A 21,540-nucleotide genomic window follows, 5' to 3' on the forward strand; every position below is an offset into this window, starting at 1 on the left:
TCAGACCTGCTGCTCGCGCATGTCGGCGGGGTCGATCCCGGCGACAGCCACGGGTTTCTTCATCGCGTCGCGACGGAACGGTTCACCCAGTTCCTGATTGATCATGGCCTCGATAAGCGTGGTCTTGCCGTGTTCCATCTGATCCTTGATCGCGGTGTTGAGCGCGTCGGTCAGTTCCTCCATCGTGCGGGCGATGACGCCCTTGAGGCCACAGGCCTGCGCGATACCGGCATAGCTAACCTGTTGATCCAACTCTGTTCCGACGAAGTTGTCGTCAAACCAAAGGGTTGAGTTACGCTTTTCGGCACCCCACTGGTAGTTGCGGAACACGATCTGCGTCACGGCGGGCCATTCGCCGCGACCGATGGCGGTCAGTTCGTTGACCGCGATGCCAAAGGCACCGTCGCCGGCAAAGCCCACAACCGGCACATCGGGCTGGCCGATTTTTGCACCAACGATGGAGGGCAGGCCATAACCGCAGGGGCCAAAGAGGCCGGGGGCGAGATATTTGCGGCCCTCTTCAAACGACGGATACGCGTTGCCGATGGCGCAATTGTTGCCGATGTCGGAGGAAATGATCGCTTCGCGCGGCAGGGCGGATTGGATCGCGCGCCAAGCCATACGGGGGCTCATCCAATCGGGTTTGTCAGCGCGGGCGCGCTCGTTCCAGCTTGTGCCGGGATCGTCATCCTCGTGGTCCATCGAGCTGAGCTGTTGTGCCCATGTCGATTTTGTCTGTGCGATCAAGGCTTTGCGGTCGGCGCGGTCGGTGTCGCCCGCGCTTTCACCCAAATGGGCGAGGATCGAAGTGGCGACTTTCTTGGCGTCGCCGACGATGCCCACGGTTACTTTCTTGGTGAGGCCGATACGGTCGGGGTTGATGTCGACCTGAATGATTTTGGCCTCTTTGGGCCAATAGTCGACGCCGTATCCCGGCAGGGTCGAGAACGGGTTGAGGCGGGTGCCAAGGCAGAGCACGACATCGGCGCGCGAGATCAGCTCCATCCCTGCTTTTGAACCGTTATAGCCCAAAGGCCCGGCGAAAAGCGGGTGAGAGCCGGGGAAGGCGTCATTGTGCTGATAGCCGACGCAGACCGGGGCATCGAGACGCTCGGCCAGTTGGCGCGAGGCGTCGATACCATCCGCGAGCACCACGCCCGCGCCGTTGAGGATGACGGGAAACTTGGCCTCGGTCAGCAGTTTGGCAGCATCGGCAATCGCGCCTTCGCCACCCGAGGGGCGCTCAAACTCGACAATTGCGGGCAATTCGATGTCGATGACTTGGGTCCAGAAATCGCGGGGGATGTTGATCTGGGCTGGTGCGGATGCACGTTTTGCTTTGAGAATCACACGGTTAAGGGTTTCGGCGATGCGGGTAGGGTCGCGCACCTCTTCCTGATAGGCGACCATATCTTCGAACAGTTTCATCTGTTCGACCTCTTGGAAGCCGCCCTGACCAATGGTCTTGTTGGCGGCTTGCGGGGTCACGAGCAGCAAGGGGGTATGGTTCCAATAGGCGGTTTTGACGGCGGTCACGAAATTTGTGATGCCGGGACCGTTCTGAGCGATCATCATCGACATCTTGCCGGTGGCACGCGTGTAGCCATCGGCCATCATGCCGGCAGAGCCCTCATGCGCGCAGTCCCAAAAGGTGATCCCGGCCTTGGGGAAAATATCCGAGATCGGCATCATGGCAGAGCCAATGATCCCAAAAGCGTGTTGGATTCCATGCAGTTGCAGGGTTTTGACAAAGGCCTCTTCGGTGGTCATCTTCATCGGCTGGGTCCTCTGGATCGGGCGCGCAGTGGCGGTTAAAGGGATATCTGAAGCGAAACTAGCGGTGTGTGGGGGTTACTTCTAGGGCCAGAAGGCAACGTAGGGTAAGGCCAGAAGATTTTAAAAATGAGAATCTGGGTATCAAAAATTGGAAGTTATAGTTTTCTGGCTGCTCTGATGGATGAATGGCGAAATCTTCTAATATGTTGATTATATTTAATAATATTTGAATTCATCTCCTAAGAGCCCTGTCCGAAGGCCGAGGCCAATTCCCGCGCGATATGGGCAATTCCTTGGGGGATGCGGTCTGAAGGGATCGAGGAATAAGCGAGACGATAGAAATTGCGTGGTCTGTCGGTGCCGTGAAAGAAAGGATGCCCCGGCTCGATCAACACGCCCGACTGCCGGAGGGCGTTATCAATCTGGCCCATGTCTATGTGATCCGGAGCCTGCATCCAGATGGAGGAGCCGCCAAAAACGCCACGCCCGGCGACGTCAAGACCGTGATCAGCCAAGGCGCTCTCCATCACGCTGCGGCGGCGCGCAAAGACCTGACCCATGCGGCGCACGAGGCTGTCGTAGTGACCCAAAGAGAGGAAATAGGCCGCTGTGCGCTGAATATGGCCCGGCGGATGGCGCAGAACCGAGGCGCGCAGGGCGCGACACTCTCGAATAAATGATTTGGAACCAACAAGATAGCCAAGCCTTAGGCCCGGAAAGATCGACTTGGAGAAGGAACCCACGTAGATCACCCGCCCCTCGGTATCGAGGGATTTCAGGGCCGGAAGGGGCGCGCGGAGAAAGGAGACCTCGAACTCGTAGTCATCCTCGACGATCAGCGCCTCCATCTCGGCGGCGCGGGTGAGCAGCGCCTTGCGCCGCGCAAGGGGCATGGTGGCGTTGGTCGGGGCCTGATGGCTGGGCGTGGTAAAGATCACGTCGGCCTCATCGGGCAGGTTTTCCGGCGGCAGACCGTCGCGGTCGACGTCCACCGGCATGAGGTGACAACGCGATTGCATGAGAATGTCGCGCAGAGCGTGGTAGCAGGGGTTTTCGATCGCGGCGGTGCGGCGTTGGGTCAAGAGCACCTGCGCGGTAAGCCATAAAGCGTTCTGCGCGCCCATTGTGACAAGGATTTCATCGGGTTGCGCGATGATGCCGCGACGCGGCAAAGTGTGGCGGGCGATAAACTCGATCAGTTTGGGATCGTCCTGATCGTAGTAATCTGCGGTGAGGGCCAGAAAATCCTTGGCCCCAAGCGCCTGTAGCGCGCAGTGGCGCCAGTTGGCGTGATCGAAGAGCGCGGGATCGGTCTGGCCGTAGATGAAGGGATAGGGGTAACGCGCCCAATCCTGTGGCTTTTCGGGCGTATCGCCGCCGGTGAAGCGGCGGCCAAGTGCACGGGACCAATCAATCGTGTCGCCGCGTGGTGCGGGGGCTGTGAAGGCCGGAGGTTCTGGTGCGTTTTCAGAGACATAGTAGCCGGAACGGTCGCGCGAGGCGAGGTAATCATTGGCCTGCAATTCGGTCAAGGCCAGGGTCACGGTGATGCGGCTGACACCCAGATGTGCGGCGAGTTTGCGGGAAGAGGGCAGTTTCTCGCCCTTGCGAAAGCGGCCTGACAGGATGCCCTGCGCGATCATCTGCTGGATCTGCGCCTGAAGCGTGCCCTCAGCCTCGGGGGCGAGAAAAAAGGTTTCGACCGGAATCGCCATGGGGACAGATTAGACTGGACTTATGGCGTGCGCAATCTGGTCTGGTGTGGTGCGCGGCTGGGGATCGTAAGCTGTGTAAGGTCCGTAAGGGGATTTTGTAAGGTCGGTCACGGCGTCGGAAAGGCGGCGTTGAAGGCCGTGTCGCCCTTTGGGGTGAATCGGACGATCCGGGTGCCGGGGACGCGGTGCGCCCAACCCAGAGCCTCGATATGCGCGAGCAGGCCACGCCCCAGACGCCCGGCCAGATGGGCGCGCCGTTCGGACCAGTCGAGGCAGTCGCGGCACATGGCTGTGCGGGGCGACGGGAGGTGGTCTGGGTCAAGCCCGAGGGAGGTGATGAAGCGGTGGCCGCTGTCGGTGAGCGTGAGGGTTGTGTCGTCCTGCTGGAGAAAGCCGCGTGCGCGCAGGCTGTCATACATCCGGGTGCCCATGTCGCCCGCGAGGTGGTTGTAACAGACGCGGGCGCGGCGCAAAGCCGGGTCGCGCGGACCGGGGCGGGTGCGCAGGTGGCCCGCGCCTGCCGCGATGCCCATCAGGGCCTCAATAAGATGCGCCACCTCATCCGAGGCGAGGCGGGTGTATTTGTGCCGCCCCTGTCGCGCTTGGGTGACAAGACCGCCTGCTTCGAGACGGGCAAGATGAGCGGAGGCGGTTTGCGCGGTCACGCCCGCCTCTGCCGCCAGTTCGGTGGCGGTGAGTGCCTTGCCGCTCATCAAAGCGGTCAGGATGTTGGCGCGGGCCGGGTCGCCGATGAGGGCGGCGATGCGGGCGATGTCGGGGCCTGTTTTCATAGTTCGATGGTAGCCGAAGCATTAACGCCGCGCAATCGGGTAGATCTGGGGCTGCAACCATTTGGAAAGGAGTGCCGTGCCATGCTGACATGTGTGATTCGCTATCATATCGACCCAACCAAGAGAGAGGAGTTTGCACAATATGCCCGCAACTGGGGTGAGGCGATCCCGCGCTGTGGGGCGGATCTGATCGGATATTATGCCCCGCATGAAGGCAGCAGCACGCTGGCCTATGGCATTTACAACATCCCCTCTTTGGCAGCTTATGAGGCCTATCGCGGGCGGCTGGCCGATGATCCGCTGGGGCGCGAGAACTATGAGTTTGCGCAGCGCGAGAGGTTCTTGTTGCGTGAGGACCGCATTTTCCTGAAGCTGGTGAGCGGAGGGGGATGATGGAAACTGTCGGGCTGGCGCGGTGGTGCGCAGGCGGCAGACGGGGGCAAGCGGCCATGGTGGAGGAGTGCCGCCCAAGCGGAAAGCCGAGGCAAAAAGCCGTGGAAGAGAGCCGAGGCCATAGGCTAAGGCAGAGAGCCAAGGCAAGCGGTCACAGTATGCAGCCAAGGACCGCAGTAATGGCAAACGGCGCAGGCAAGCGGGAGGGTGTGAGATGATTGCAGTGATATTCGAGGTGATCCCCGGTGAGGGGCAAAAGGAGCCGTATCTGGAGATGGCGGCCAAGATGCGCCCGCTGGCCGAGGCGATTCCCGGCTTTATCAGCGTCGAGCGGTTTGAGAGCCTGACCCAACCCGGCAAGCTTTTGTCGCTGTCGTTTTGGGAGGATGAGGCGGCGGTGATCCGGTGGCGGCAACTGGCGGAACATCGCGGGGCGCAAAGGGCGGGGCGTCAGGTGATGTTTGACGACTACCGTTTGCGGGTGGTCAGCGTGATCCGGGATTACGGCATGCATGAGCGGGATGAAGCCCCCGAAGACAGTCGTGCGGCGCATGGCGGCTGAGCTGGGGTGCACGGTGGCGGATGTTGACGCCAGAGGTCTGGCAGAACGCTGAGACGGGGCTGGCGAGATCAGGCGCGCAAGGGCGCTGTGGCTGGGTTTCGGGCAAGGATTTCGAGCGCCAAGGATTTGACTGGCATGCCCCGGCTAGGCGCAGGGCGCGGGCGTGATGGTGAGGGGCGCAGGGACGCGGTAGAAAAGGAGCAAGGTGCAGGGGGCTGACACAATCTTCGCCAAGCTGTGATTTGTACCCATGTGGTGATGCCGTTAGCCAATGGGTGTTTGGAACGGGGATCGGTGCATATGGCAATTCATGAAAAGATTACTCTGTCGTCGCAGGACAAGATCGATGCTGTGGCGCTGTTGGTGCTGCGGTTGGGATTGGCGTGGTTCATTTTCCTGTGGGCGGCGCATAAGATCATCACGCCGGGGCAGTATCAGGATCTTGCGCGCAATTTCGACGGGGTCGAGGTGAGCCTGAGCCAAGTGTACCTTGCGGGGGGCGGGCAGATCGCGCTCTGCCTGTTGGTTGCGCTGGGGGTGCTGCGGTATTTTTCCTATGGCAGCCTGTTGATCATGCATTTCTTTACCGTGACGCGGCGCTGGGAGGGATTTTTTGATCCCTTCGCCGTCAATGAGCGGGGATTCCCGGTAAACCGCAATCAGGTGATTGATCTGGCGGTTCTGGCGGCGCTGATCGCCTTGGTGCTGCTGATCCGCCGGGATCATTTCAGTGTGGGCGGCTGGTTGGCCCGGCATGACCGGGCGCGGTGGTGGATGTAGAGATTGGCACTGGCGCGGGCGGGATGGGCTGCCTAAAAGGGGCAGGACCACATCTGAAAGGACATCCCATGAGTGAGATTACCCGTCTTCATACCGGCCCCCGCATGAGCCAAGCGGTTGTGCATAACGGCATTGTCTATCTGGCAGGGCAGGTTGGCAAGCCCGGTGACAATGTGACCGAGCAGACCAAAAGCTGTCTGGCGCAGGTCGATGCCTTGTTGGCCGAGACCGGAAGCGACAAGACGCGCATTCTGCAAACCATCGTGTGGCTGGCGGATATGAAGGATTTTGCCGAGATGAACGCGGTTTGGGATGCCTGGGTGCCGCAGGGCCACACGCCCGCGCGCGCGGCGGGTGAGGCGAAGCTTGCGACGCCGGATTATCTGGTCGAATTCATCGTGACGGCGGCGCAGGCGTAAGGGTTTGCCCCGTCTTTGCGTCTTGTGATGCGTGTCCCGGGTTTGACCCGGGATCTTTGCTTTGCTGGGCGAGAGGCCCCGGGTCAGGCCCAGGGCGTGAACCACGAATTAGAACCCGCCTTGGAGTGATCCGGGGCGGGTTTTTCTTGCGCGCCTTAGCTGCGCAGGGCGGGCAGGCCGATGCCCGTCGCCTCGAACCCGCCATCGACGGCGATGATCTGGCCGGTCACGTAGCTGGCGGCGGGTGAGCAGAGGAAGGTGATGACCGATGCGATTTCATCCTCGCTGCCGTAGCGGTTGAGGGGGATCGCATCGTGATAGGCGGCGATGATGTCGGGGGTATGCACGGCCATGGCGAGTTTGGTCGCGACCGGGCCGGGGCAGACGCAATTGGCGCGCACGCCGAATTCGCCCAATTCCGCCGCCTGTTGCAGGGTCAGGTGTTTGACGGCGGCCTTGGAGGTGCCATAGGCCACGCGCAGGGTCGAGGCGCGCAGGCCAGAGATGGAGGCGATGTTGACGATGGCACCGCGGGCGGCACAGAGCGCCGGGCGCAGTGCTTGGCTCATCAGGAACACACCGTCGAGATTGGTGTCCATCACGATGCGCCAACGGGCGAAATCGGTTTCGGCGAGGGGGCCGAAATCGGCCACGCCCGCGTTGTTAACAAGGGCGTCAACCGAGGGGGCGGTGGCGGTGACATGGGCGGCCATCTGCGCCACCTGATCGGGCTGCGAGACATCGCAGAGCACCGGATCAACGCCCGAGAGCGGGCTTGCCGCCTTTTGCAGGGCTGCGGCGTCGCGGTCGATCATCACCACACGCCAGCCCATGGCCAGAAATTGCCGGGTGGTGGCCAGGCCGATGCCGCGCGCGGCCCCGGTGACGACAGCGGTTTTCGGGGCGGCGGTTTTTGGGCTGTCGGTCATGGGCTTAGTCCTGTTGCGGGGTGGCGTCTTGGCGATAGGCGGGGCGGCCGATGCTGTCATAGGCGATGAAGCCGGCGCGTTTGGCATCCTTGACCGAGTAGATATTGCGCAGGTCGGCCATGCGGGGGCTGGTCATCTTGCGCGCCAGACGCTTGAGGTCGAGGGCGCGGAATTCGTTCCATTCGGTGAGTAGGACCAAAAGATCGGCCTTGTTGGCGCATTTATAGGGGTCTTCTTGCCAAGACACGCCGGGCAAGAGCGCCTCGCCCTCGCGCTGGCCTTGTGGGTCGGTGACGCGGACGCGCGCACCGCCGCCGACAAGGGCGGGAATGATGGTGAGCGCGGGGGCATCGCGCATGTCATCGGTATTGGGTTTGAAGGTGACGCCAAGGATTGCGATGGTCTTGCCGTTGAAAGAGCCGTCGCAAAGATCGAGCAGTTTGTCGATCATGCGGCGTTTCATTTCTTCGTTCACGGTGATGACTTTTTCGGTGATCTGCATGGGCAGGCCGTGATCCTGACCGATGCGGGCCAAGGCGCGGGTGTCCTTGGGAAAGCAGGAGCCGCCATAGCCGGGGCCTGCGTGCAGGAATTTGTTGCCGATGCGGCCATCAAGGCCGATGCCGTGGCTGACCTGTTTCACATCCGCGCCGGTGCGTTCGCACAGCGCCGCGATTTCGTTGATGAAGGTGATCTTGGTCGCGAGAAAGGCGTTGGCGGCGTATTTGATCATCTCGGCGGATTCGAGATCGGTGGTGACGATGGGAAAATCACGCAGGTAGAGGGGGCGGTAAATCGCGGCCATGACATCGGCGGCGCGGTCGGTCTGGACACCGACGACGACGCGGTCGGGTTTCATGAAATCGTCGATGGCTGCCCCTTCGCGCAGGAATTCGGGGTTGGAGGCGACATCGAAGTCAAGGTTCGGGTTGGCCTTTTTGATCACCTTCTTGACGGCGCGGTTGGTGCCGACGGGGACGGTGGATTTGGTGACGATCACCACATACTCTGAGGCGGCGCGGGCGATTTCCTCGGCGGCGGCCATGACATAGCTGAGGTCGGCGTGCCCGTCGCCGCGCCGGGTTGGGGTGCCCACGGCGATGAACACGGCCTCGGCGCCGTCGATGGCCTGGGCCAGATCGGTGGTGAAGCGGAGGCGACCGGCCTCGACATTCTTGGCCATGAGCGCGTCAAGCCCGGGCTCGAAGATCGGCACCTCGCCGCGCAGGAGCATGGCGATCTTGTCGGGGTTTTTATCGACGCAGGTCACGTCATGGCCGAAATCGGAAAAACATACCCCCGAGACAAGGCCCACGTAGCCCGTTCCGATCATCGCAATTTTCATGTTACATGCCCTTTGACGCAAACCTCTGGATTAGACTGTATTGGGGGTCGACTCGGGTGTGTCAACGCGCTGTGGTGTCCTGTAGGGGAAAACAGGTAAGCCTGTGGCGTTGGGTGGATAAGGAGAGAGACGATGGCGGCAAAGCTGTTTGGGACGGACGGGGTTCGGGGGCAGGCGAATAGCTGGCCGATGACAGCGGATGTGGCGCTGCGTCTTGGGGCGGCGGCGGGGGGATATTTTCGCCGCGACAAGCAAGAGCACCGCGTTGTGATCGGCAAGGATACGCGGTTGTCGGGCTATATGATCGAATATGCGCTGACGGCGGGATTCACCTCGACGGGTATGAACGTGTTTCTGCTGGGGCCGGTGCCGACGCCGGCGATTGGGTATCTGACCCATAGTTTGCGCGCCGATGTGGGGGTGATGATTTCTGCCAGTCACAACCCGGCCTCGGACAATGGGATCAAGCTGTTTGGGCCGGATGGTTACAAGCTGAGCGATGAGGCGGAGGCGGGGATTGCGCGGCTTCTGGATGAGGGCGCGCGGCTGGCGGCACCGGAGAAGATCGGCCGGGCCAAGCGGATCGAGGATGCGCGCGGGCGCTATGTGGAATATGCCAAGACCACCTTTCCGCATCGCCGGCGGCTGGAGGGGCTGCGGATCGTGCTCGATTGTGCCAATGGCGCGGCGTATCGCACGGCGCCGGAGGTGCTCTGGGAATTGGGGGCTGAGGTGATCCCGATGGGGGTGGAGCCGGACGGGTTCAACATCAACCTCGATTGTGGATCGACCAAGCCGCAGGCCGCTGCGCGCCGGGTGCTGGAGACGCGGGCCGATCTGGGCATCTGTCTGGATGGCGATGCTGATCGGGTGGTGTTGATCGACGAACAGGGGCGGATCGCAGATGGGGATCAGTTCATGGGGCTGATTGCCACGCGCTGGGCACGTGAGGGGCGTCTGGCGGGCAATACTCTGGTGGCGACCGTGATGTCCAATCTGGGGCTGGAGCGGCATCTGGAGGCGCAGGGCATTGCGCTCAAGCGCACGGCGGTGGGGGATCGCTATGTGGTCGAAGAGATGCGCGCGGGCGGTCATAACCTTGGTGGAGAGCAGTCAGGCCATATCGTGATGACCGATTATGCCACCACCGGTGACGGTTTGATCGGCGCGTTGCAGTTTCTGGCGGCGATGGTCGAGACGGGCGAAAAGGCCAGCAGTCTGGCGCAGGTGTTCGAGCCGGTGCCGCAGAAGTTGATCAATGTGCGCTTTGCCAAGGGCAAGAACCCGATGGCGACCGATGCGGTGCAAAGCGCCGTGGCGGCGGCGGAGAAGCTGTTGGGGGGCGATGGGCGGCTCTTGGTGCGGCCCTCGGGGACCGAGCCGATGATCCGGGTGATGGCAGAGGCGCTTAATCCGGGGGTTCTGGATCAGGTGATGGACTCGGTGGTGGGTGCGGTGCGGCAGGAGAGCTGAGGGGTATCACGAGATGAGCTGCGTGGATTGCAGGGCCGGGGACTAGCGACGCAACATCTGTAACTGGCAATTTATGCCAGCAAAATCCGTATGGCTTCGAAGTGTCGCGCAACGCCTCAGCATCGCTAGGCCGCGGGACGGCCCAGCGATCCGCGCGGCGGCGCGTGCCGCGCCTTGTTCCGCGCGGGGACATTCCGAGGGCTGAATAGAGTTAAAAACCTTTCCCCCCCAAACGCAAAACGGCCCCGCCGGATCGGTGGGGCCGCTTCGTGTCTGGCGCATTGCAACCGGCGCGGGGCCGGTTGCGGTTTGCTTAGCGGTCGCCCTTGAGGGCTGCGCCGAGGATGTCGCCGAGCGATGCACCCGAATCGGAGGAGCCATACTGTTCGACGGCTTCTTTTTCTTCGGCGATTTCGCGGGCCTTGATCGACAGACCCAGACGGCGGGTCTTGGCGTCGACATTGGTCACGCGCACGTCGAGCTTGTCGCCGACCGAGAAACGCTCGGGGCGCTGATCGGCACGGTCACGGCTGAGGTCGGAGCGGCGGATAAAGGACTTCATGCCCTCGTATTCCACTTCGATGCCACCATCCTCGATCGCGGTCACGGCAACGGTGATCACCGAGCCACGCTTGACGCCACCGACGGCCTCGGAGAACTTGTCGCCGCCCAGAGCCTTGATCGAGAGCGAGATACGCTCTTTCTCGATGTCGACTTCGGATACAACGGCATGAACCATGTCACCCTTTTTGTAGCTTTGGATGGCATCTTCGCCGCGCTCGTCCCAGCTGAGGTCCGAGAGGTGGACCATGCCGTCGATCTCGCCTTCGAGACCGATGAAGAGACCGAATTCGGTGATGTTCTTGACTTCGCCCTCGACCTCGGTGCCCTCGGGGTGTGTTTCTGCAAACACTTCCCACGGGTTGCGCATGGTCTGCTTGAGACCGAGCGACACGCGGCGCTTGGCCCCGTCGATTTCCAGCACCATGACTTCGACTTCTTGCGAGGTCGACACGATCTTGCCGGGGTGGACGTTTTTCTTGGTCCAGGACATTTCCGAAACGTGCACCAGACCTTCGACGCCCGGCTCCAGCTCAACAAATGCGCCGTAATCGGTGATGTTGGTCACGCGGCCCGTATGGGTCGATTCCAGCGGGTATTTGGCGGCAACCAGATCCCACGGATCTTCTTGCAGCTGCTTCATGCCCAGCGAGATGCGGTGCGTGTCTTTGTTGATCTTGATGACCTGCACCTTGACGGTTTCGCCGATTGTCAGGATCTCGGAGGGGTGGTTGACGCGACGCCATGCCATGTCGGTGACATGCAAGAGGCCGTCCACACCGCCCAGATCGACGAAGGCGCCGTATTCGGTGATGTTCTTGACCACACCGTCAACGGTCTGGCCTTCGGTCAGGTTGCCGATCACCTCGGCGCGCTGTTCCGCGCGCGATTCTTCGAGGATGGCACGGCGCGACACGACGATATTGCCCCGGCGACGGTCCATCTTGAGAATCTGGAACGGCTGCTTGAGACCCATCAGCGGGCCTGCGTCACGCACGGGGCGGACATCGACCTGAGAGCCGGGCAGGAAGGCCACGGCACCGCCCAGATCGACGGTAAAGCCACCTTTGACGCGGCCAAAGATGGCCCCATCAACGCGCTCTTCGTCGGCATAGGCCTTTTCAAGACGGTCCCATGCCTCTTCGCGGCGGGCCATCTCGCGGCTGATCACGGCTTCGCCCTTGGCGTTCTCGGCGGACCGCAGGAACACTTCGACCTCATCGCCAACGGAGATGTTGGGGGTCTCGCCGGGATTTGCGAATTCTTTCAGATCAACGCGGCCTTCCATTTTGTAGCCGACGTCGATGATGGCTTGGCCCGCTTCGATTGCGATGACCTTGCCTTTGACAACAGACCCTTCCTCGGGTGTGTCCATTTCGAAGCTTTCGTTCAAGAGGGCTTCGAATTCCTCCATAGATGTATGTTGAGCCATGTGGTCTCTGGTTTCCTTTTAACGGTTTTCTGGCCGAGCGGTTGTCTCCGCCGGTCTTTCAGGGTTTCGTTGGTCGGGCGGGTCACAAAACAAAGAGGGCCGGTGGTTCCGACCCTGCTCGATCTCTTGTGTCCTGTGGCCTTATTCGCCTTTGGTGACAGGCGCGCGTATACAGGGGCTTGGCGGGATAATCAAGCCTGTCGGGGGCGGAGGCCGGAGCCGGTCTTTATCGGCAGGTTTCACGGCTGAGTTCGCCGTCAGGCATCACGGTGTTGCACAGGATCGCCCCGTCAAAGCGGGCGTTGGTGATGTCGGCGTCCTTGAGCCTAGCCCCGGACAGGTCCGCGCCGCGAAAGTCGGCGTCGCGCAGGGAGGCCCCAACAAAGGTTGCGGCCTTGAGCGAGGCATTGCGCAGGTTGATGCGGTCGGCGCGGGCCTCGTCCAACTGGGCAAGAAAGAGGTCGGTGGTGGAAAAATCGCTATCCTCGAGCGTGGCCCCGATGAGGTTGGCCCCGACGAAGGCCTGACCGGCAAAAGCCGCCTTTGTCAGATCGCAACCGGGGCAAGAGCCGGTATCGCTGAGTTCGGTCGAATCGCTGAAAGTGGGGGTTGCCAATGCCATGAGGCAGGCGGCCAAGGCGAGGGGGCGGGTCATCGCATAGGTCTCCGGGGTGTTCCAGTCACAGGGTGAAAGAACCGGGGGCGGGGTGCCCCCGGTGTTCATAGGTTACTGGAGGGTTTCGTTCTGGGCTTGAACGCGCTTGATGATGCGTTGGTTCAGCGCCTGATCCTGGCTCGCGGCCTGCGCGATTTCGAGATAGCTGTCCATGGTTATGCCGTCCGTTGTCTCGATCACGTCGGTGATCTCGGCATTGGCCTCTTTAATGATGGCGGTTTGCTGATCCTCGGTTTCGGCGCTCTGGAGGAGGGGGGTGTATTTCTCGCGCACGCTGGCCACTTCGATCAGGGCGCTGGTGAAGGCGTCAAGCTGGTCTCCGGAATACTCTGCGGCCTCTTGCGCCACCGCACTCTGGGCGGTGAACACGGTCATCGGGGCCGCAGCAAGCGCCAAGGCGAGGGCGGCGGTGGATGCGGTCAGTGTCTTGTGGAAGGACATGCTGCCTCCTTTCTGGTCTGGTTCAAGTGCAACAGGATGGGCCTGTTGCAGACAAACCTAAGGACCATGGCCGGGCATGCAACCGGATGGGCGGCATCTCGCCGGAAGGGGCTTCACCCTTGGGCGGCGGTCACGATGGCGATCCACACTTTTTGAGTGTAGACATAGCTACCTTTGCGCACCAATGATGCTAGAAATTTCCTTGTATCGAAAAGAGGTAACTTGAATGAGAACGCTTTCAAAGGTGCTGGCTGCATTGGTGATGGGCGTGTTGGCGGCAATTGTCGCGTCACCACTCGCAGCGCTATTTGTCTCTGGTGGCGGAAGCAACATTGTCTTCCTAGTCGTTCTCGCCATCACAGCGCTTGCAGCATTGTTTGCACCCTCTGGAAGACGCGCTTGGGGGCGGGGTTGCCTCATGGTGGGCGTTCTATTCATTGCAATGCCGTTGTTTATGACCGGCCTTAGTGCGCAAGTGGGGTCGTCCATGATTTCAGACGCATCAGCTTCGGGAACTGAAGCGGCAACAGCAGTTGGCGCGACGATTGGAGGCGGTTTGATGGTCGGCGCGTCCATGTTCGTGGGCTTCATCGCAGGTGCGATTTTTGTAATTTTGGGCCTTGTTCTTACTCTCGGTGGGCGACGAGAAGTTGTGGTGGTCTCTTCGCGATAGGCTTGGGATTACGTAATCCAAGCTTATGCAGTACGCCGCTTTTCAACCTCTGCCACAGCCTTGCCAATTGCCTCTTCGATGGTCATTTCAGAGGTGTCGAGCAGCACCGCGTCTTCGGCGGGTTTGAGGGGGGCGGTGGCCCGGGCGCTGTCGCGGGCGTCGCGGTCGCGCAGGTCTTGGGCCACCTCTTCGAGGGTCACGTCATGGCCCTTGCCGGTCAGTTCAACGTGGCGGCGGCGGGCGCGCTCGGCATCGGCGGCGGTGACGTAGAGTTTGACCTCGGCCTCGGGGCAGATGACGGTGCCGATGTCGCGCCCGTCTAGCACGGCCCCGCCTGCACGCCGGGCAAAGGCGCGTTGGAAATCGAGCAGCGCTTGGCGCACCTCGGGGATGGCGGCCACGCGGCTGGCGGCCTGGCTGACATCCGGGGTGCGCAGATCATCGGCGTCGAGATCCTCGGCGCGCAGGGATTGGGCGGCCTCGACCGGATCGAGCCCGGTGAGCATCCGCCGCCCGGTGGCGCGGTAGAGCAGCCCAGTGTCCAGATGAGCAAAGCCGAAATGCGCGGCCAAAGCACGGCCAATGGTGCCTTTGCCCGCCGCTGCGGGGCCGTCGATTGCGATGGTGAATGCCATGGGCTGCCCTTTCGTGATCGGACCCTCTGACTAGCCGATTGGGGCGCGGGCCTCAAGCATCGCTTGACGTGCGCGCAGGGCCAAGGCATCACGCCTCTATGATGATATACAAGATATTGCGTGGGCCGGAATGGGCCCAACTGCGGGCGGCGGGCGAGAGTGCTGGCGCGCCGGTCGATCTGGCCGATGGCTATGTGCATTTTTCCACCGCTGAACAGGCGGCGGAAACGGCGGCCAAGCATTTTGCCGGGGCCGAGGGCCTGATGCTGGTGGCGGTTGCCGTGGACCGGCTGGGCGAGGCGCTAAAATGGGAGGTGTCGCGCGGTGGCGCGCTATTCCCGCATCTCTACCGCGAGATGCGCCTTTCGGATGTGGCATGGGCACAGCCTTTGCCGCTGGTGGACGGCGTGCATCAGTTTCCGGCAGGTCTGGAATGAGCGGGATGGAGCGTCTTGGCCTCAGCCTTTTGCACCGGGTTGATCCGGAGCGGGCGCATGGTCTGGCGCTCCGGGCGTTGCAACTGGGTTTGGTGCCCGCACCGGGGGCCTATACGAGCGCGCGGCTGCGGACCAATCTGGCGGGGTTGCGCCTGCCCAATCCGGTGGGATTGGCGGCGGGGTTTGACAAGAACGCCGAGGCGCTGGGGCCGCTTGCCCGTGCCGGATTTGGATTTATCGAGGTGGGGGCGGTAACGCCGCGCGCACAGCCGGGCAACCCGCGCCCGCGGCTCTTCAGGCTGAATGAAGACCGGGCGGTGATCAACCGATTCGGGTTCAACAATGCAGGTATGGAAGCGGCGGCGGCGCGGTTGGCGGCGCGGCCACGCGACGCGGTGATCGGTCTTAACCTTGGGGCCAACAAGGACAGCGCCGACCGGGCCGAGGATTTTGCCCGCGTGCTGGCGCATTGCGGGGCGCATCTGGATTTCGCAACGGTCAATGTCAGCAGCCCCAACACCGAGAAGCTGCGCGAATTGCAGGGGGCGGAGGCGCTGATGGGTCTCTTGAAAGGGGTCATGGAGGCGCGCGATTGGTTGCCGCAGCCGATCCCCATTTTCCTCAAGATCGCGCCGGATCTGAGCGATGCGGAATTGAGCGAGATTGCCGATGTGGCGCGGGCCTCGGGCCTGAATGGCATCATTGCCACCAATACGACGCTGGGCCGTGAGGGGCTGATGAGTGCCGCGAAGGGTGAGGCGGGGGGGCTGTCGGGGCAGCCATTGTTCGAGAAATCAACGCGGGTATTGGCGCGGCTGTCGCAACTGACGGGCGGGGAAATGCCGCTGATTGGTGTGGGCGGGATTGCCAGCGCAGAGCAGGCCTATGCCAAGATCCGCGCCGGGGCGAGTGCCGTGCAGCTTTATTCGGCGCTGGTCTATCAGGGGATGTCTTTGGTCGCAGAGATTGCCCGGGGTCTGGAGCGGTTGTTGCAGCGGGATGGGTTTGGCAGCGTGGCGGAGGCCGTGGGCACCGGGCGGGACGCATGGCTGTGATCACCTATTGGCACAATCCGCGCTGTTCCAAATCGCGCGCTGGTTTGGCGCTGTTGGAGGAGCATGGGGCAGAGGTGGTTGTGCGGCGCTATCTGGAGGATGCGCCGGCTGTGGCAGAGTTGCGGGCTGTTTTGGTGCTGTTGGGCTGTGCGCCGATTGAGATGATGCGCCCCTGTGAGCCGCAGTTCAAGGCGCTGGGATTGGGGCGCGAGAGTGCGGCGGAGGATCTGTTGGCGGCGATGGCGGCGCATCCGATCCTCATTGAGCGTCCGATTGCGATCGGGGCCGCGCGTGCGGTGATCGGGCGGCCACCGGAGGCGGTGCTGGAGGTTTTGTGACTATTTGCGCCAAGCGGTGAGACGCGCGGTCGCTGGGCCGGGGACTAGCGAAACAACGGACGTGGATGCCAGTTTATGCCAGCCAAGTCCGTGTGACCCATCTGAATTGCGCGCCCTCTCAAAATCGCTAGGCCGCGGGACGGCCCAGCGATCCGCGCGGCACCTTCGGTGCTATTCGCGCGGGGTCTGTGGGGCGACTTGCCTCTTCAACAATTCGGGATATTGACCGCGAGACCACCGAGCGAGGTTTCCTTGTATTTCTCGCTCATGTCGAGGCCGGTCTGGCGCATGGTCTCGATACAGGCGTCGAGCGGCACGAGGTGGGTGCCATCGCCGCGCAGGGCGAGGGAGGCGGCAGAGACCGCCTTGATCGCGCCCAAGCCATTGCGCTCGATGCAGGGCACCTGCACGAGGCCGCGCACCGGGTCGCAGGTCATGCCAAGATGGTGTTCCAGCGCGATTTCGGCGGCGTTTTCAATCTGGGCGGGGGTGCCGCCCAAGACGGCGGCAAGGCCAGCCGCGCCCATGGCGGCGGCGCTGCCCACCTCGGCCTGACAGCCTGCCTCGGCGCCCGAGATGGAGGCGTTGTATTTCACCAGACCACCGATGGCGGCGGCTGTGAGCAGAAATTCTTCGATCTGGGTTTCATGCGCGCCCGGCACATGCTCGAGCCAGTATTTGATCACCGCAGGCACCACGCCAGCGGCACCATTGGTGGGCGCGGTTACAACCTGCCCGCCAGCGGCGTTTTCCTCGTTCACCGCCATGGCATAGGCGCTCATCCAGTCGTTGATCTTGTGCGGGGCGGTGAGGTTGGTGCCACGCTCGGCCACCAGCGCGTCGCGGATGCCCTTGGCGCGGCGCTTGACCTTGAGGCCGCCGGGCAGGATGCCTTCGGCGTTGAGGCCGCGTTCGATGCAGTCGTTCATCACCTGCCAGATGCGGGCCACGCCAGAGCGCAGGTTTTCAGGGCCGCCACGGGCGATTTCGTTGGCGCGCTTCATCTGGGCGATGCTCTTGCCCGAGCGTTCGGCCATTTCCAGCATCTCGGCGGCGGATTTGAACGGGTAGGGGATCGGCGTGCCGTCGTCGGTGGCCTTGCCTGCGGCCAATTCCGCGTCGGTCAGCACAAAGCCGCCACCGATGGAATAATAGGTTTCCTGCAGGATCACGTCGCCTTGGGCGTCGGTGGCCATCAGGATCATGCCATTGGCATGGCCGGGCAGGTTGGGGCCGAAATCGAAGACCAGATCTTCCTTGGGATGGAATTTGAGCGTGGGCAGGCCGGGCGGGGTGACGCTATGGCTGTCGCGAATATGCTCTAGCGTCGCCTCGGCCTTGTCATTGTCATAGGTGTCGGGAAGAAAGCCTGCGAGGCCAAGGATGGTGGCGCGGTCGGTGGCGTGGCCTACGCCGGTAAAGGCAAGGCTGCCGTGCAGCGAGCCGCGCAATCCGGCATAATGGAAGGGGGAGGCGCGCATTTTGTCCAAAAAGCGCGCGGCGGCGACCATCGGCCCCATGGTATGCGAGGAGGAAGGGCCGATGCCCACCTTGAACATATCGAAGACGGATAGAAACATGTGGCGCGCTCCCTGATCGTGGGTCTTATCGCTGCTTAACCCTTGATCTACTTGTCCGAAAGCGACGCTTCAAGGGTGGCTCCTTGCCATGTGATCGGATCAGGTGGCGCTGCCCTCGGGCGGATTGCAATACTGGGGGGCTGTGAAGGGGTGGGGGCCCAGCCCTTCGGCAGTGGCCACGCGGCTTGTGGCGGGGCGGGTTTCAAGATGCGTCAAGAGCGCGTGCAGACGTGGCCAAGCGCCTGCGTCATAGGTGCCGCGCGTGCCCTCGGGATAAAGCGCGCGCCAACGCATCAGGCAGGCGAGATAGTAATCCAGCACCGAGGGGGTTTCGGGCGAGAACCAAGGGGCAGCGCGGGTTTCCAGAATATCCAGATGATCGGCAAAGCGCGCCTGCATCGTGGCGCGCAAAAGGCCCTGTGCGGCGGGATCTGACCCCACGTATTTCTCGGGATAAAAGCTTATGCGCAGGGCGGTATGGGCGGTGTTCGCAAGGAAGAACAGCCATTTGAGAAAATCGCCACGGTCGGGCGATTGCGGCGCAGGCGCAAGCCGGGCGTGCCGGTCTGCAAGCCAGAGCAGGATCGCGCCGGTTTCGAAAATAGGCCCTTCGGGTGTTTCCAGCGTGGGGATCAGCCCGCCGGGGTTGAGCGCCAGATACGCGGGGGCGGCATGGGCCTGTTTGGAGCGTTCGAGCAAGACTGTGTCATAGGGTATGCCCAATTCCTCGAGCGTGAGGCGGATGATCACCGAGGCGTTGTCGGGGGCGTAATGCAGGCGATAGGGGGCGGTCATCCTGTCCTCTTGGGTGGGGAATTTGAGTATTTAGAGAACGATGAAAGGCGGGCTCAGTCCTTGGGGTCGACGTTTTCGGCGAAGGATTTGGTGAAGGCGGTTTTTTGCTCGGCGCTGGCCTCGGTCTGGTTCTGCGCTTTCCAGTCGTCATAGGGCATGCCGTAGAAGAGTTCGCGGGCGGCGTCTTTGGACATCTCGATGCCGCGATCATTGGCGGCCTCTTGCATCCAGCGGCTGAGGCAGTTGCGGCAAAACCCGGCAAGATTCATCATGTCGATGTTCTGCACATCCGCGCGTTTTTCCATCAGATGCGCACGCAGGGTGCGAAAGGCGGCGGCCTCGAGTTCAATGCGGGTCTGGTCGTCCATGATCATTCTCCTTGTTGGTGGGGTCAAAGGCCGGTTTGGGCGGCGACCTCTTGCAGGATGGGGGCGAGGCGAAGCGCCCAAGCGGTCTGTTGCGCGGGGGTTTCGATCAGGTCGTTGCGCAGTTCAATGAGGACATTGGGCCGCTCATAGGCGATGGCGTGGCGGGCGATGGCATCGCCGGGCAGGTGGCCGGTGTAGGGCTCGTTATCGCCGACGCACAGGTCGGGCTCTTGGGCGAGGCGGGCGATGAGCGGCTTGGCCAAGCGTTGGTCGGCGGCGTAGAGCAGGCCGATATGCCAAGGGCGCGGTGGGCGTCCGCGCAGTTGCGGCGTAAAGCTGTGGACCGAGACAATGACGGTATCGGCGCGGCGTGCGGCGAGTTCGGCCAAGGCGGTGTGATAGGGGCGATAGAGCCGGTTAAGGCGGCGGTCGATATCCTCGGGTTTCGCGTGGCGATTGCCGGGAATGATCGTGCCATCATACAGGCGCATCACGAGGGTCGGGTCATCCTCGCCCCGGTTTGGGTCGATCACGAGGCGCGAGAAATTGCTGAGGATGGCGGGGCCACCCAAGGCCTCGGCAAGCGCGCGCGTCACACCGGCGGCCCCAACATCATAGGCGATATGGCGGGCCATATCCTGAGGGGCCACGCCAAGACAGCCGCCGTTGACGAATTCCGGTACACAATTGCTGGCGTGATCGCAGGTCACGAGCCAGCGTTCGGGGCGGTCCTGGCCGACAATCTGAAAGGGGTGATACATCATTGGCTTGGTTTTTCCTGTCATCGTCCTTTAGAACAGTTGCGGGATAATGTGAATTGCGCGATAAGGCGCAAAAGGGGGATGTTAGCGTTAACATAACCCGTGATGTCAAAGATGAAGGACGCATGAGATGAGACGCAACCGCAATGTGAAGATCGTGGCCACGCTGGGCCCGGCTTCGTCCGATTATGATACGATCCGGGCGTTGCACGAGGCGGGGGCGGATGTGTTTCGCCTCAATATGAGCCATGGCACGCAGGCCGATATTGCCGAGCGGCACCGGATCATCCGGCAGGTCGAAGAGGATCTGGACAGCCCGATTGCGATCCTGGGGGATTTGCAGGGGCCAAAGCTGCGGGTTGGGGTGTTTGCCAAGGGCGAAGAGGATCTGGTTGCCGGGGCGGCGTTCCGGCTTGACCTGGACGAAGCAGAGGGGGATGCGACCCGTGTCTGCCTGCCGCATCCCGAGATTTTCGCGGCGCTGGAACCGGGGGCGAACCTGCTGGTGAATGATGGCAAGATCCGCCTGCGCGTGACCGCGTGCGGACCCGAGTTTGCCGATTGCGAGGTGATTGCCGGGGGCACGATTTCGAATCGTAAGGGCGTGAATGTGCCTGATGTGGTGCTGCCCTTGGCGGCGCTGTCGGAAAAGGATCTGTCGGATCTGGAATTCATCTGCGAGCTTGGGGTGGATTGGCTGGCGCTGAGTTTCGTGCAGCGCCCCGAAGATGTGACCGAGGCGCGTGAATTGGTACGCGGCCGGGCCGCGATCATGTCAAAAATCGAAAAGCCGGCAGGGGTGAAGCGGTTTGACGAAATCCTCGCGGTCAGCGACGGGATCATGGTGGCGCGGGGCGATCTGGGCGTGGAATTGCCGGTGCAGAACGTGCCGCCGATCCAGAAACGGTTGATCCGGCGCTGCCGGGCTGCGGCCAAGCCGGTGATCGTGGCGACGCAGATGCTCGAGTCGATGATCGACAGCCCGATGCCGACGCGCGCCGAAGTGTCGGACGTGGCCACGGCGATTTACGAAGGATCGGATGCGATCATGCTTTCGGCGGAATCAGCGGCGGGGCATTACCCTGTCGAGGCGGTGCGCACGATGGACAATGTCGCGATCGAGGTCGAGAGCGATCCGACCTATCGCGAGGTGATCGAGGCCAGTCGGCGTGTGAACCGGCAGAGTGTGGCGGACGGGATCGTTGCCGCCGCGCGCGAGATCGCCGAGACCGCCGATATCAAGGTGATTTGTTGCTATACCGAATCCGGGACCACCGCGCTCTTGACTGCGCGCGAGCGTCCGCGCGTGCCGATTCTGGCGCTGACCAGCCTTTTGGGCACGGCGCGGCGGCTGGCGCTGACCTGGGGTGTGACCTGCGTCATGACCGGCGAATTGACGCGATTCAAGATGGCGGTGATCAATGCCGCGCGGGCGGCGCGGGCGCATGGCTATGCGACCGAGAGCGATCAGATCGTGGTCACGGCGGGCGTGCCCTTTAACATACCGGGCACGACCAATATCCTGCGCGTCGCCCCCTGTCAGGAAAGTTTGATTTACGCGACCGATCCGGGTTAAACTTGGACTGTTGAGTTCAAGGTATTTCC

General features: G+C 62.3%; 23 protein-coding genes. 10 read left to right on the forward strand and 13 right to left on the reverse strand.

Annotation, left to right across the window (positions count from 1 at the left end):
* From xsc to GC127_RS10280, 3 genes are all read right to left on the reverse strand, one after another.
* Window positions 1–1,776 carry a sulfoacetaldehyde acetyltransferase gene (gene xsc / locus GC127_RS10270; RefSeq protein ID WP_151977962.1) on the reverse strand — a complete coding sequence of 592 codons (1,776 nt, stop codon included), beginning with the start codon at window positions 1,774–1,776 and terminating at the stop codon, window positions 1–3.
* Between the two features lie 239 nt (window positions 1,777–2,015).
* Complete coding sequence (locus GC127_RS10275) at window positions 2,016–3,491, reverse strand: PLP-dependent aminotransferase family protein (RefSeq protein WP_151977964.1); 1,476 nt, start codon at window positions 3,489–3,491, stop codon at window positions 2,016–2,018.
* Between the two features lie 107 nt (window positions 3,492–3,598).
* On the reverse strand, window positions 3,599–4,282 hold the full coding sequence (locus GC127_RS10280) for a helix-turn-helix transcriptional regulator (protein WP_008279544.1): 684 nt from the start codon (window positions 4,280–4,282) through the stop codon (window positions 3,599–3,601).
* An 81-nt stretch (window positions 4,283–4,363) separates the two neighbouring features.
* Here GC127_RS10280 and GC127_RS10285 point away from each other — a divergent pair, with 81 nt between their 5' ends.
* The 4 genes from GC127_RS10285 (at window position 4,364) to GC127_RS10300 (ending at window position 6,436) form a co-directional block, all read left to right on the forward strand.
* Window positions 4,364–4,675: an NIPSNAP family protein gene (locus GC127_RS10285; protein ID WP_151977966.1), complete on the forward strand. Its 312-nt coding sequence runs from the start codon at window positions 4,364–4,366 to the stop codon at window positions 4,673–4,675.
* A gap of 214 nt (window positions 4,676–4,889) precedes the next feature.
* Window positions 4,890–5,237 (forward strand): antibiotic biosynthesis monooxygenase, encoded by a 348-nt coding sequence (locus GC127_RS10290; RefSeq protein WP_008279542.1) that lies wholly within the window; start codon window positions 4,890–4,892, stop codon window positions 5,235–5,237.
* Between the two features lie 300 nt (window positions 5,238–5,537).
* Complete coding sequence (locus tag GC127_RS10295) at window positions 5,538–6,017, forward strand: hypothetical protein (RefSeq protein WP_151977968.1); 480 nt, start codon at window positions 5,538–5,540, stop codon at window positions 6,015–6,017.
* Between the two features lie 68 nt (window positions 6,018–6,085).
* On the forward strand, window positions 6,086–6,436 hold the full coding sequence (locus tag GC127_RS10300; protein WP_037296808.1) for a RidA family protein: 351 nt from the start codon (window positions 6,086–6,088) through the stop codon (window positions 6,434–6,436).
* Between the two features lie 155 nt (window positions 6,437–6,591).
* Here GC127_RS10300 and GC127_RS10305 read toward each other — a convergent pair whose 3' ends face one another.
* Together GC127_RS10305 and GC127_RS10310 are read right to left on the reverse strand one after the other, a co-directional pair.
* Window positions 6,592–7,365: an SDR family NAD(P)-dependent oxidoreductase gene (locus GC127_RS10305; RefSeq protein ID WP_151977970.1), complete on the reverse strand. Its 774-nt coding sequence runs from the start codon at window positions 7,363–7,365 to the stop codon at window positions 6,592–6,594.
* 4 nt (window positions 7,366–7,369) lie between these two features.
* On the reverse strand, window positions 7,370–8,710 hold the full coding sequence (locus tag GC127_RS10310) for a UDP-glucose/GDP-mannose dehydrogenase family protein (protein WP_151977972.1): 1,341 nt from the start codon (window positions 8,708–8,710) through the stop codon (window positions 7,370–7,372).
* A 132-nt stretch (window positions 8,711–8,842) separates the two neighbouring features.
* On the opposite strand from GC127_RS10310, the gene glmM reads away from it, so the two are divergent.
* A complete protein-coding gene (gene glmM, locus GC127_RS10315) occupies window positions 8,843–10,183 on the forward strand; it encodes a phosphoglucosamine mutase (protein WP_037296805.1) in 1,341 nt (446 codons plus the stop codon).
* A 313-nt stretch (window positions 10,184–10,496) separates the two neighbouring features.
* Here glmM and rpsA read toward each other — a convergent pair whose 3' ends face one another.
* The 3 genes from rpsA to GC127_RS10330 form a co-directional block, all read right to left on the reverse strand.
* Entirely contained in the window at window positions 10,497–12,176 is a 1,680-nt protein-coding gene (gene rpsA / locus GC127_RS10320; RefSeq protein WP_081507470.1) for a 30S ribosomal protein S1, read from the reverse strand.
* A gap of 226 nt (window positions 12,177–12,402) precedes the next feature.
* Window positions 12,403–12,831, reverse strand: a complete 429-nt coding sequence (locus GC127_RS10325; RefSeq protein WP_008279535.1) for a pentapeptide repeat-containing protein — start codon at window positions 12,829–12,831, stop codon at window positions 12,403–12,405.
* Window positions 12,832–12,903: 72 nt separating this feature from the next.
* Window positions 12,904–13,293 (reverse strand): DUF4168 domain-containing protein, encoded by a 390-nt coding sequence (locus GC127_RS10330; protein ID WP_008279533.1) that lies wholly within the window; start codon window positions 13,291–13,293, stop codon window positions 12,904–12,906.
* Between the two features lie 226 nt (window positions 13,294–13,519).
* On the opposite strand from GC127_RS10330, the gene GC127_RS10335 reads away from it, so the two are divergent.
* On the forward strand, window positions 13,520–13,966 hold the full coding sequence (locus GC127_RS10335) for a hypothetical protein (protein ID WP_151977974.1): 447 nt from the start codon (window positions 13,520–13,522) through the stop codon (window positions 13,964–13,966).
* Window positions 13,967–13,989: 23 nt separating this feature from the next.
* On the opposite strand, the gene GC127_RS10340 is transcribed toward GC127_RS10335, so the two are convergent.
* Window positions 13,990–14,601, reverse strand: coding sequence for a d(CMP) kinase (locus tag GC127_RS10340; protein WP_151977976.1), 612 nt, complete (start codon window positions 14,599–14,601; stop codon window positions 13,990–13,992).
* A gap of 98 nt (window positions 14,602–14,699) precedes the next feature.
* Between GC127_RS10340 and GC127_RS10345 the strand changes: the two genes are divergently transcribed.
* Genes GC127_RS10345 through arsC form a run of 3 tightly spaced genes read left to right on the forward strand, consistent with a single transcriptional unit; the run spans window position 14,700 to window position 16,431 of the window.
* Window positions 14,700–15,038 (forward strand): DUF952 domain-containing protein, encoded by a 339-nt coding sequence (locus GC127_RS10345; RefSeq protein ID WP_008279531.1) that lies wholly within the window; start codon window positions 14,700–14,702, stop codon window positions 15,036–15,038.
* Window positions 15,035–16,093, forward strand: coding sequence for a quinone-dependent dihydroorotate dehydrogenase (locus tag GC127_RS10350; protein ID WP_151977978.1), 1,059 nt, complete (start codon window positions 15,035–15,037; stop codon window positions 16,091–16,093). The genes GC127_RS10345 and GC127_RS10350 overlap by 4 nt, the downstream gene beginning before the upstream one ends.
* Window positions 16,084–16,431, forward strand: a complete 348-nt coding sequence (arsC, locus tag GC127_RS10355; RefSeq protein WP_199861225.1) for an arsenate reductase (glutaredoxin) — start codon at window positions 16,084–16,086, stop codon at window positions 16,429–16,431. The genes GC127_RS10350 and arsC overlap by 10 nt, the downstream gene beginning before the upstream one ends.
* 206 nt (window positions 16,432–16,637) lie before the next feature.
* On the opposite strand, the gene GC127_RS10360 is transcribed toward arsC, so the two are convergent.
* From GC127_RS10360 to GC127_RS10375, 4 genes are all read right to left on the reverse strand, one after another.
* Window positions 16,638–18,011, reverse strand: a complete 1,374-nt coding sequence (locus GC127_RS10360) for an L-serine ammonia-lyase (RefSeq protein ID WP_037296801.1) — start codon at window positions 18,009–18,011, stop codon at window positions 16,638–16,640.
* 99 nt (window positions 18,012–18,110) lie between these two features.
* The gene (locus GC127_RS10365) at window positions 18,111–18,806 is read right to left on the reverse strand and encodes a glutathione S-transferase family protein (RefSeq protein WP_151977980.1); all 696 of its coding nucleotides are present in this window, start codon (window positions 18,804–18,806) and stop codon (window positions 18,111–18,113) included.
* A gap of 53 nt (window positions 18,807–18,859) precedes the next feature.
* Complete coding sequence (locus GC127_RS10370) at window positions 18,860–19,174, reverse strand: DUF1244 domain-containing protein (protein ID WP_037296793.1); 315 nt, start codon at window positions 19,172–19,174, stop codon at window positions 18,860–18,862.
* A 23-nt stretch (window positions 19,175–19,197) separates the two neighbouring features.
* Window positions 19,198–19,959, reverse strand: coding sequence for an N-formylglutamate amidohydrolase (locus GC127_RS10375; protein ID WP_085976963.1), 762 nt, complete (start codon window positions 19,957–19,959; stop codon window positions 19,198–19,200).
* Window positions 19,960–20,065: 106 nt separating this feature from the next.
* Between GC127_RS10375 and pyk the strand changes: the two genes are divergently transcribed.
* On the forward strand, window positions 20,066–21,511 hold the full coding sequence (pyk, locus tag GC127_RS10380) for a pyruvate kinase (protein ID WP_081507474.1): 1,446 nt from the start codon (window positions 20,066–20,068) through the stop codon (window positions 21,509–21,511).
* Window positions 21,512–21,540 lie beyond the last annotated feature (29 nt).

Origin of the sequence: Roseovarius sp. EC-HK134, from assembly GCF_902498815.1 — a bacterium.
Lineage (GTDB): Bacteria > Pseudomonadota > Alphaproteobacteria > Rhodobacterales > Rhodobacteraceae > Roseovarius > Roseovarius mucosus_A.

Excerpts from the sequence above, each read along its gene's own strand:
- GC127_RS10375 (WP_085976963.1), bottom strand. The coding sequence starts at position 19,959 with ATGACAGGAAAAACCAAGCCAATGATGTATCACCCCTTTCAGATTGTC.
- GC127_RS10300 (WP_037296808.1), top strand. The coding sequence starts at position 6,086 with ATGAGTGAGATTACCCGTCTTCATACCGGCCCCCGCATGAGCCAAGCG.
- GC127_RS10370 (WP_037296793.1), bottom strand. The coding sequence starts at position 19,174 with ATGGACGACCAGACCCGCATTGAACTCGAGGCCGCCGCCTTTCGCACC.
- GC127_RS10290 (WP_008279542.1), top strand. The coding sequence starts at position 4,890 with ATGATTGCAGTGATATTCGAGGTGATCCCCGGTGAGGGGCAAAAGGAG.
- GC127_RS10280 (WP_008279544.1), bottom strand. The coding sequence starts at position 4,282 with ATGAAAACAGGCCCCGACATCGCCCGCATCGCCGCCCTCATCGGCGAC.
- arsC (WP_199861225.1), top strand. The coding sequence starts at position 16,084 with ATGGCTGTGATCACCTATTGGCACAATCCGCGCTGTTCCAAATCGCGC.
- GC127_RS10310 (WP_151977972.1), bottom strand. The coding sequence starts at position 8,710 with ATGAAAATTGCGATGATCGGAACGGGCTACGTGGGCCTTGTCTCGGGG.
- rpsA (WP_081507470.1), bottom strand. The coding sequence starts at position 12,176 with ATGGCTCAACATACATCTATGGAGGAATTCGAAGCCCTCTTGAACGAA.
- GC127_RS10365 (WP_151977980.1), bottom strand. The coding sequence starts at position 18,806 with ATGACCGCCCCCTATCGCCTGCATTACGCCCCCGACAACGCCTCGGTG.
- GC127_RS10295 (WP_151977968.1), top strand. The coding sequence starts at position 5,538 with ATGGCAATTCATGAAAAGATTACTCTGTCGTCGCAGGACAAGATCGAT.
- GC127_RS10340 (WP_151977976.1), bottom strand. The coding sequence starts at position 14,601 with ATGGCATTCACCATCGCAATCGACGGCCCCGCAGCGGCGGGCAAAGGC.
- GC127_RS10285 (WP_151977966.1), top strand. The coding sequence starts at position 4,364 with ATGCTGACATGTGTGATTCGCTATCATATCGACCCAACCAAGAGAGAG.
- GC127_RS10325 (WP_008279535.1), bottom strand. The coding sequence starts at position 12,831 with ATGACCCGCCCCCTCGCCTTGGCCGCCTGCCTCATGGCATTGGCAACC.
- GC127_RS10305 (WP_151977970.1), bottom strand. The coding sequence starts at position 7,365 with ATGACCGACAGCCCAAAAACCGCCGCCCCGAAAACCGCTGTCGTCACC.
- GC127_RS10360 (WP_037296801.1), bottom strand. The coding sequence starts at position 18,011 with ATGTTTCTATCCGTCTTCGATATGTTCAAGGTGGGCATCGGCCCTTCC.
- pyk (WP_081507474.1), top strand. The coding sequence starts at position 20,066 with ATGAGACGCAACCGCAATGTGAAGATCGTGGCCACGCTGGGCCCGGCT.
- GC127_RS10330 (WP_008279533.1), bottom strand. The coding sequence starts at position 13,293 with ATGTCCTTCCACAAGACACTGACCGCATCCACCGCCGCCCTCGCCTTG.
- GC127_RS10335 (WP_151977974.1), top strand. The coding sequence starts at position 13,520 with ATGAGAACGCTTTCAAAGGTGCTGGCTGCATTGGTGATGGGCGTGTTG.
- glmM (WP_037296805.1), top strand. The coding sequence starts at position 8,843 with ATGGCGGCAAAGCTGTTTGGGACGGACGGGGTTCGGGGGCAGGCGAAT.
- GC127_RS10345 (WP_008279531.1), top strand. The coding sequence starts at position 14,700 with ATGATGATATACAAGATATTGCGTGGGCCGGAATGGGCCCAACTGCGG.
- GC127_RS10275 (WP_151977964.1), bottom strand. The coding sequence starts at position 3,491 with ATGGCGATTCCGGTCGAAACCTTTTTTCTCGCCCCCGAGGCTGAGGGC.
- GC127_RS10350 (WP_151977978.1), top strand. The coding sequence starts at position 15,035 with ATGAGCGGGATGGAGCGTCTTGGCCTCAGCCTTTTGCACCGGGTTGAT.
- xsc (WP_151977962.1), bottom strand. The coding sequence starts at position 1,776 with ATGAAGATGACCACCGAAGAGGCCTTTGTCAAAACCCTGCAACTGCAT.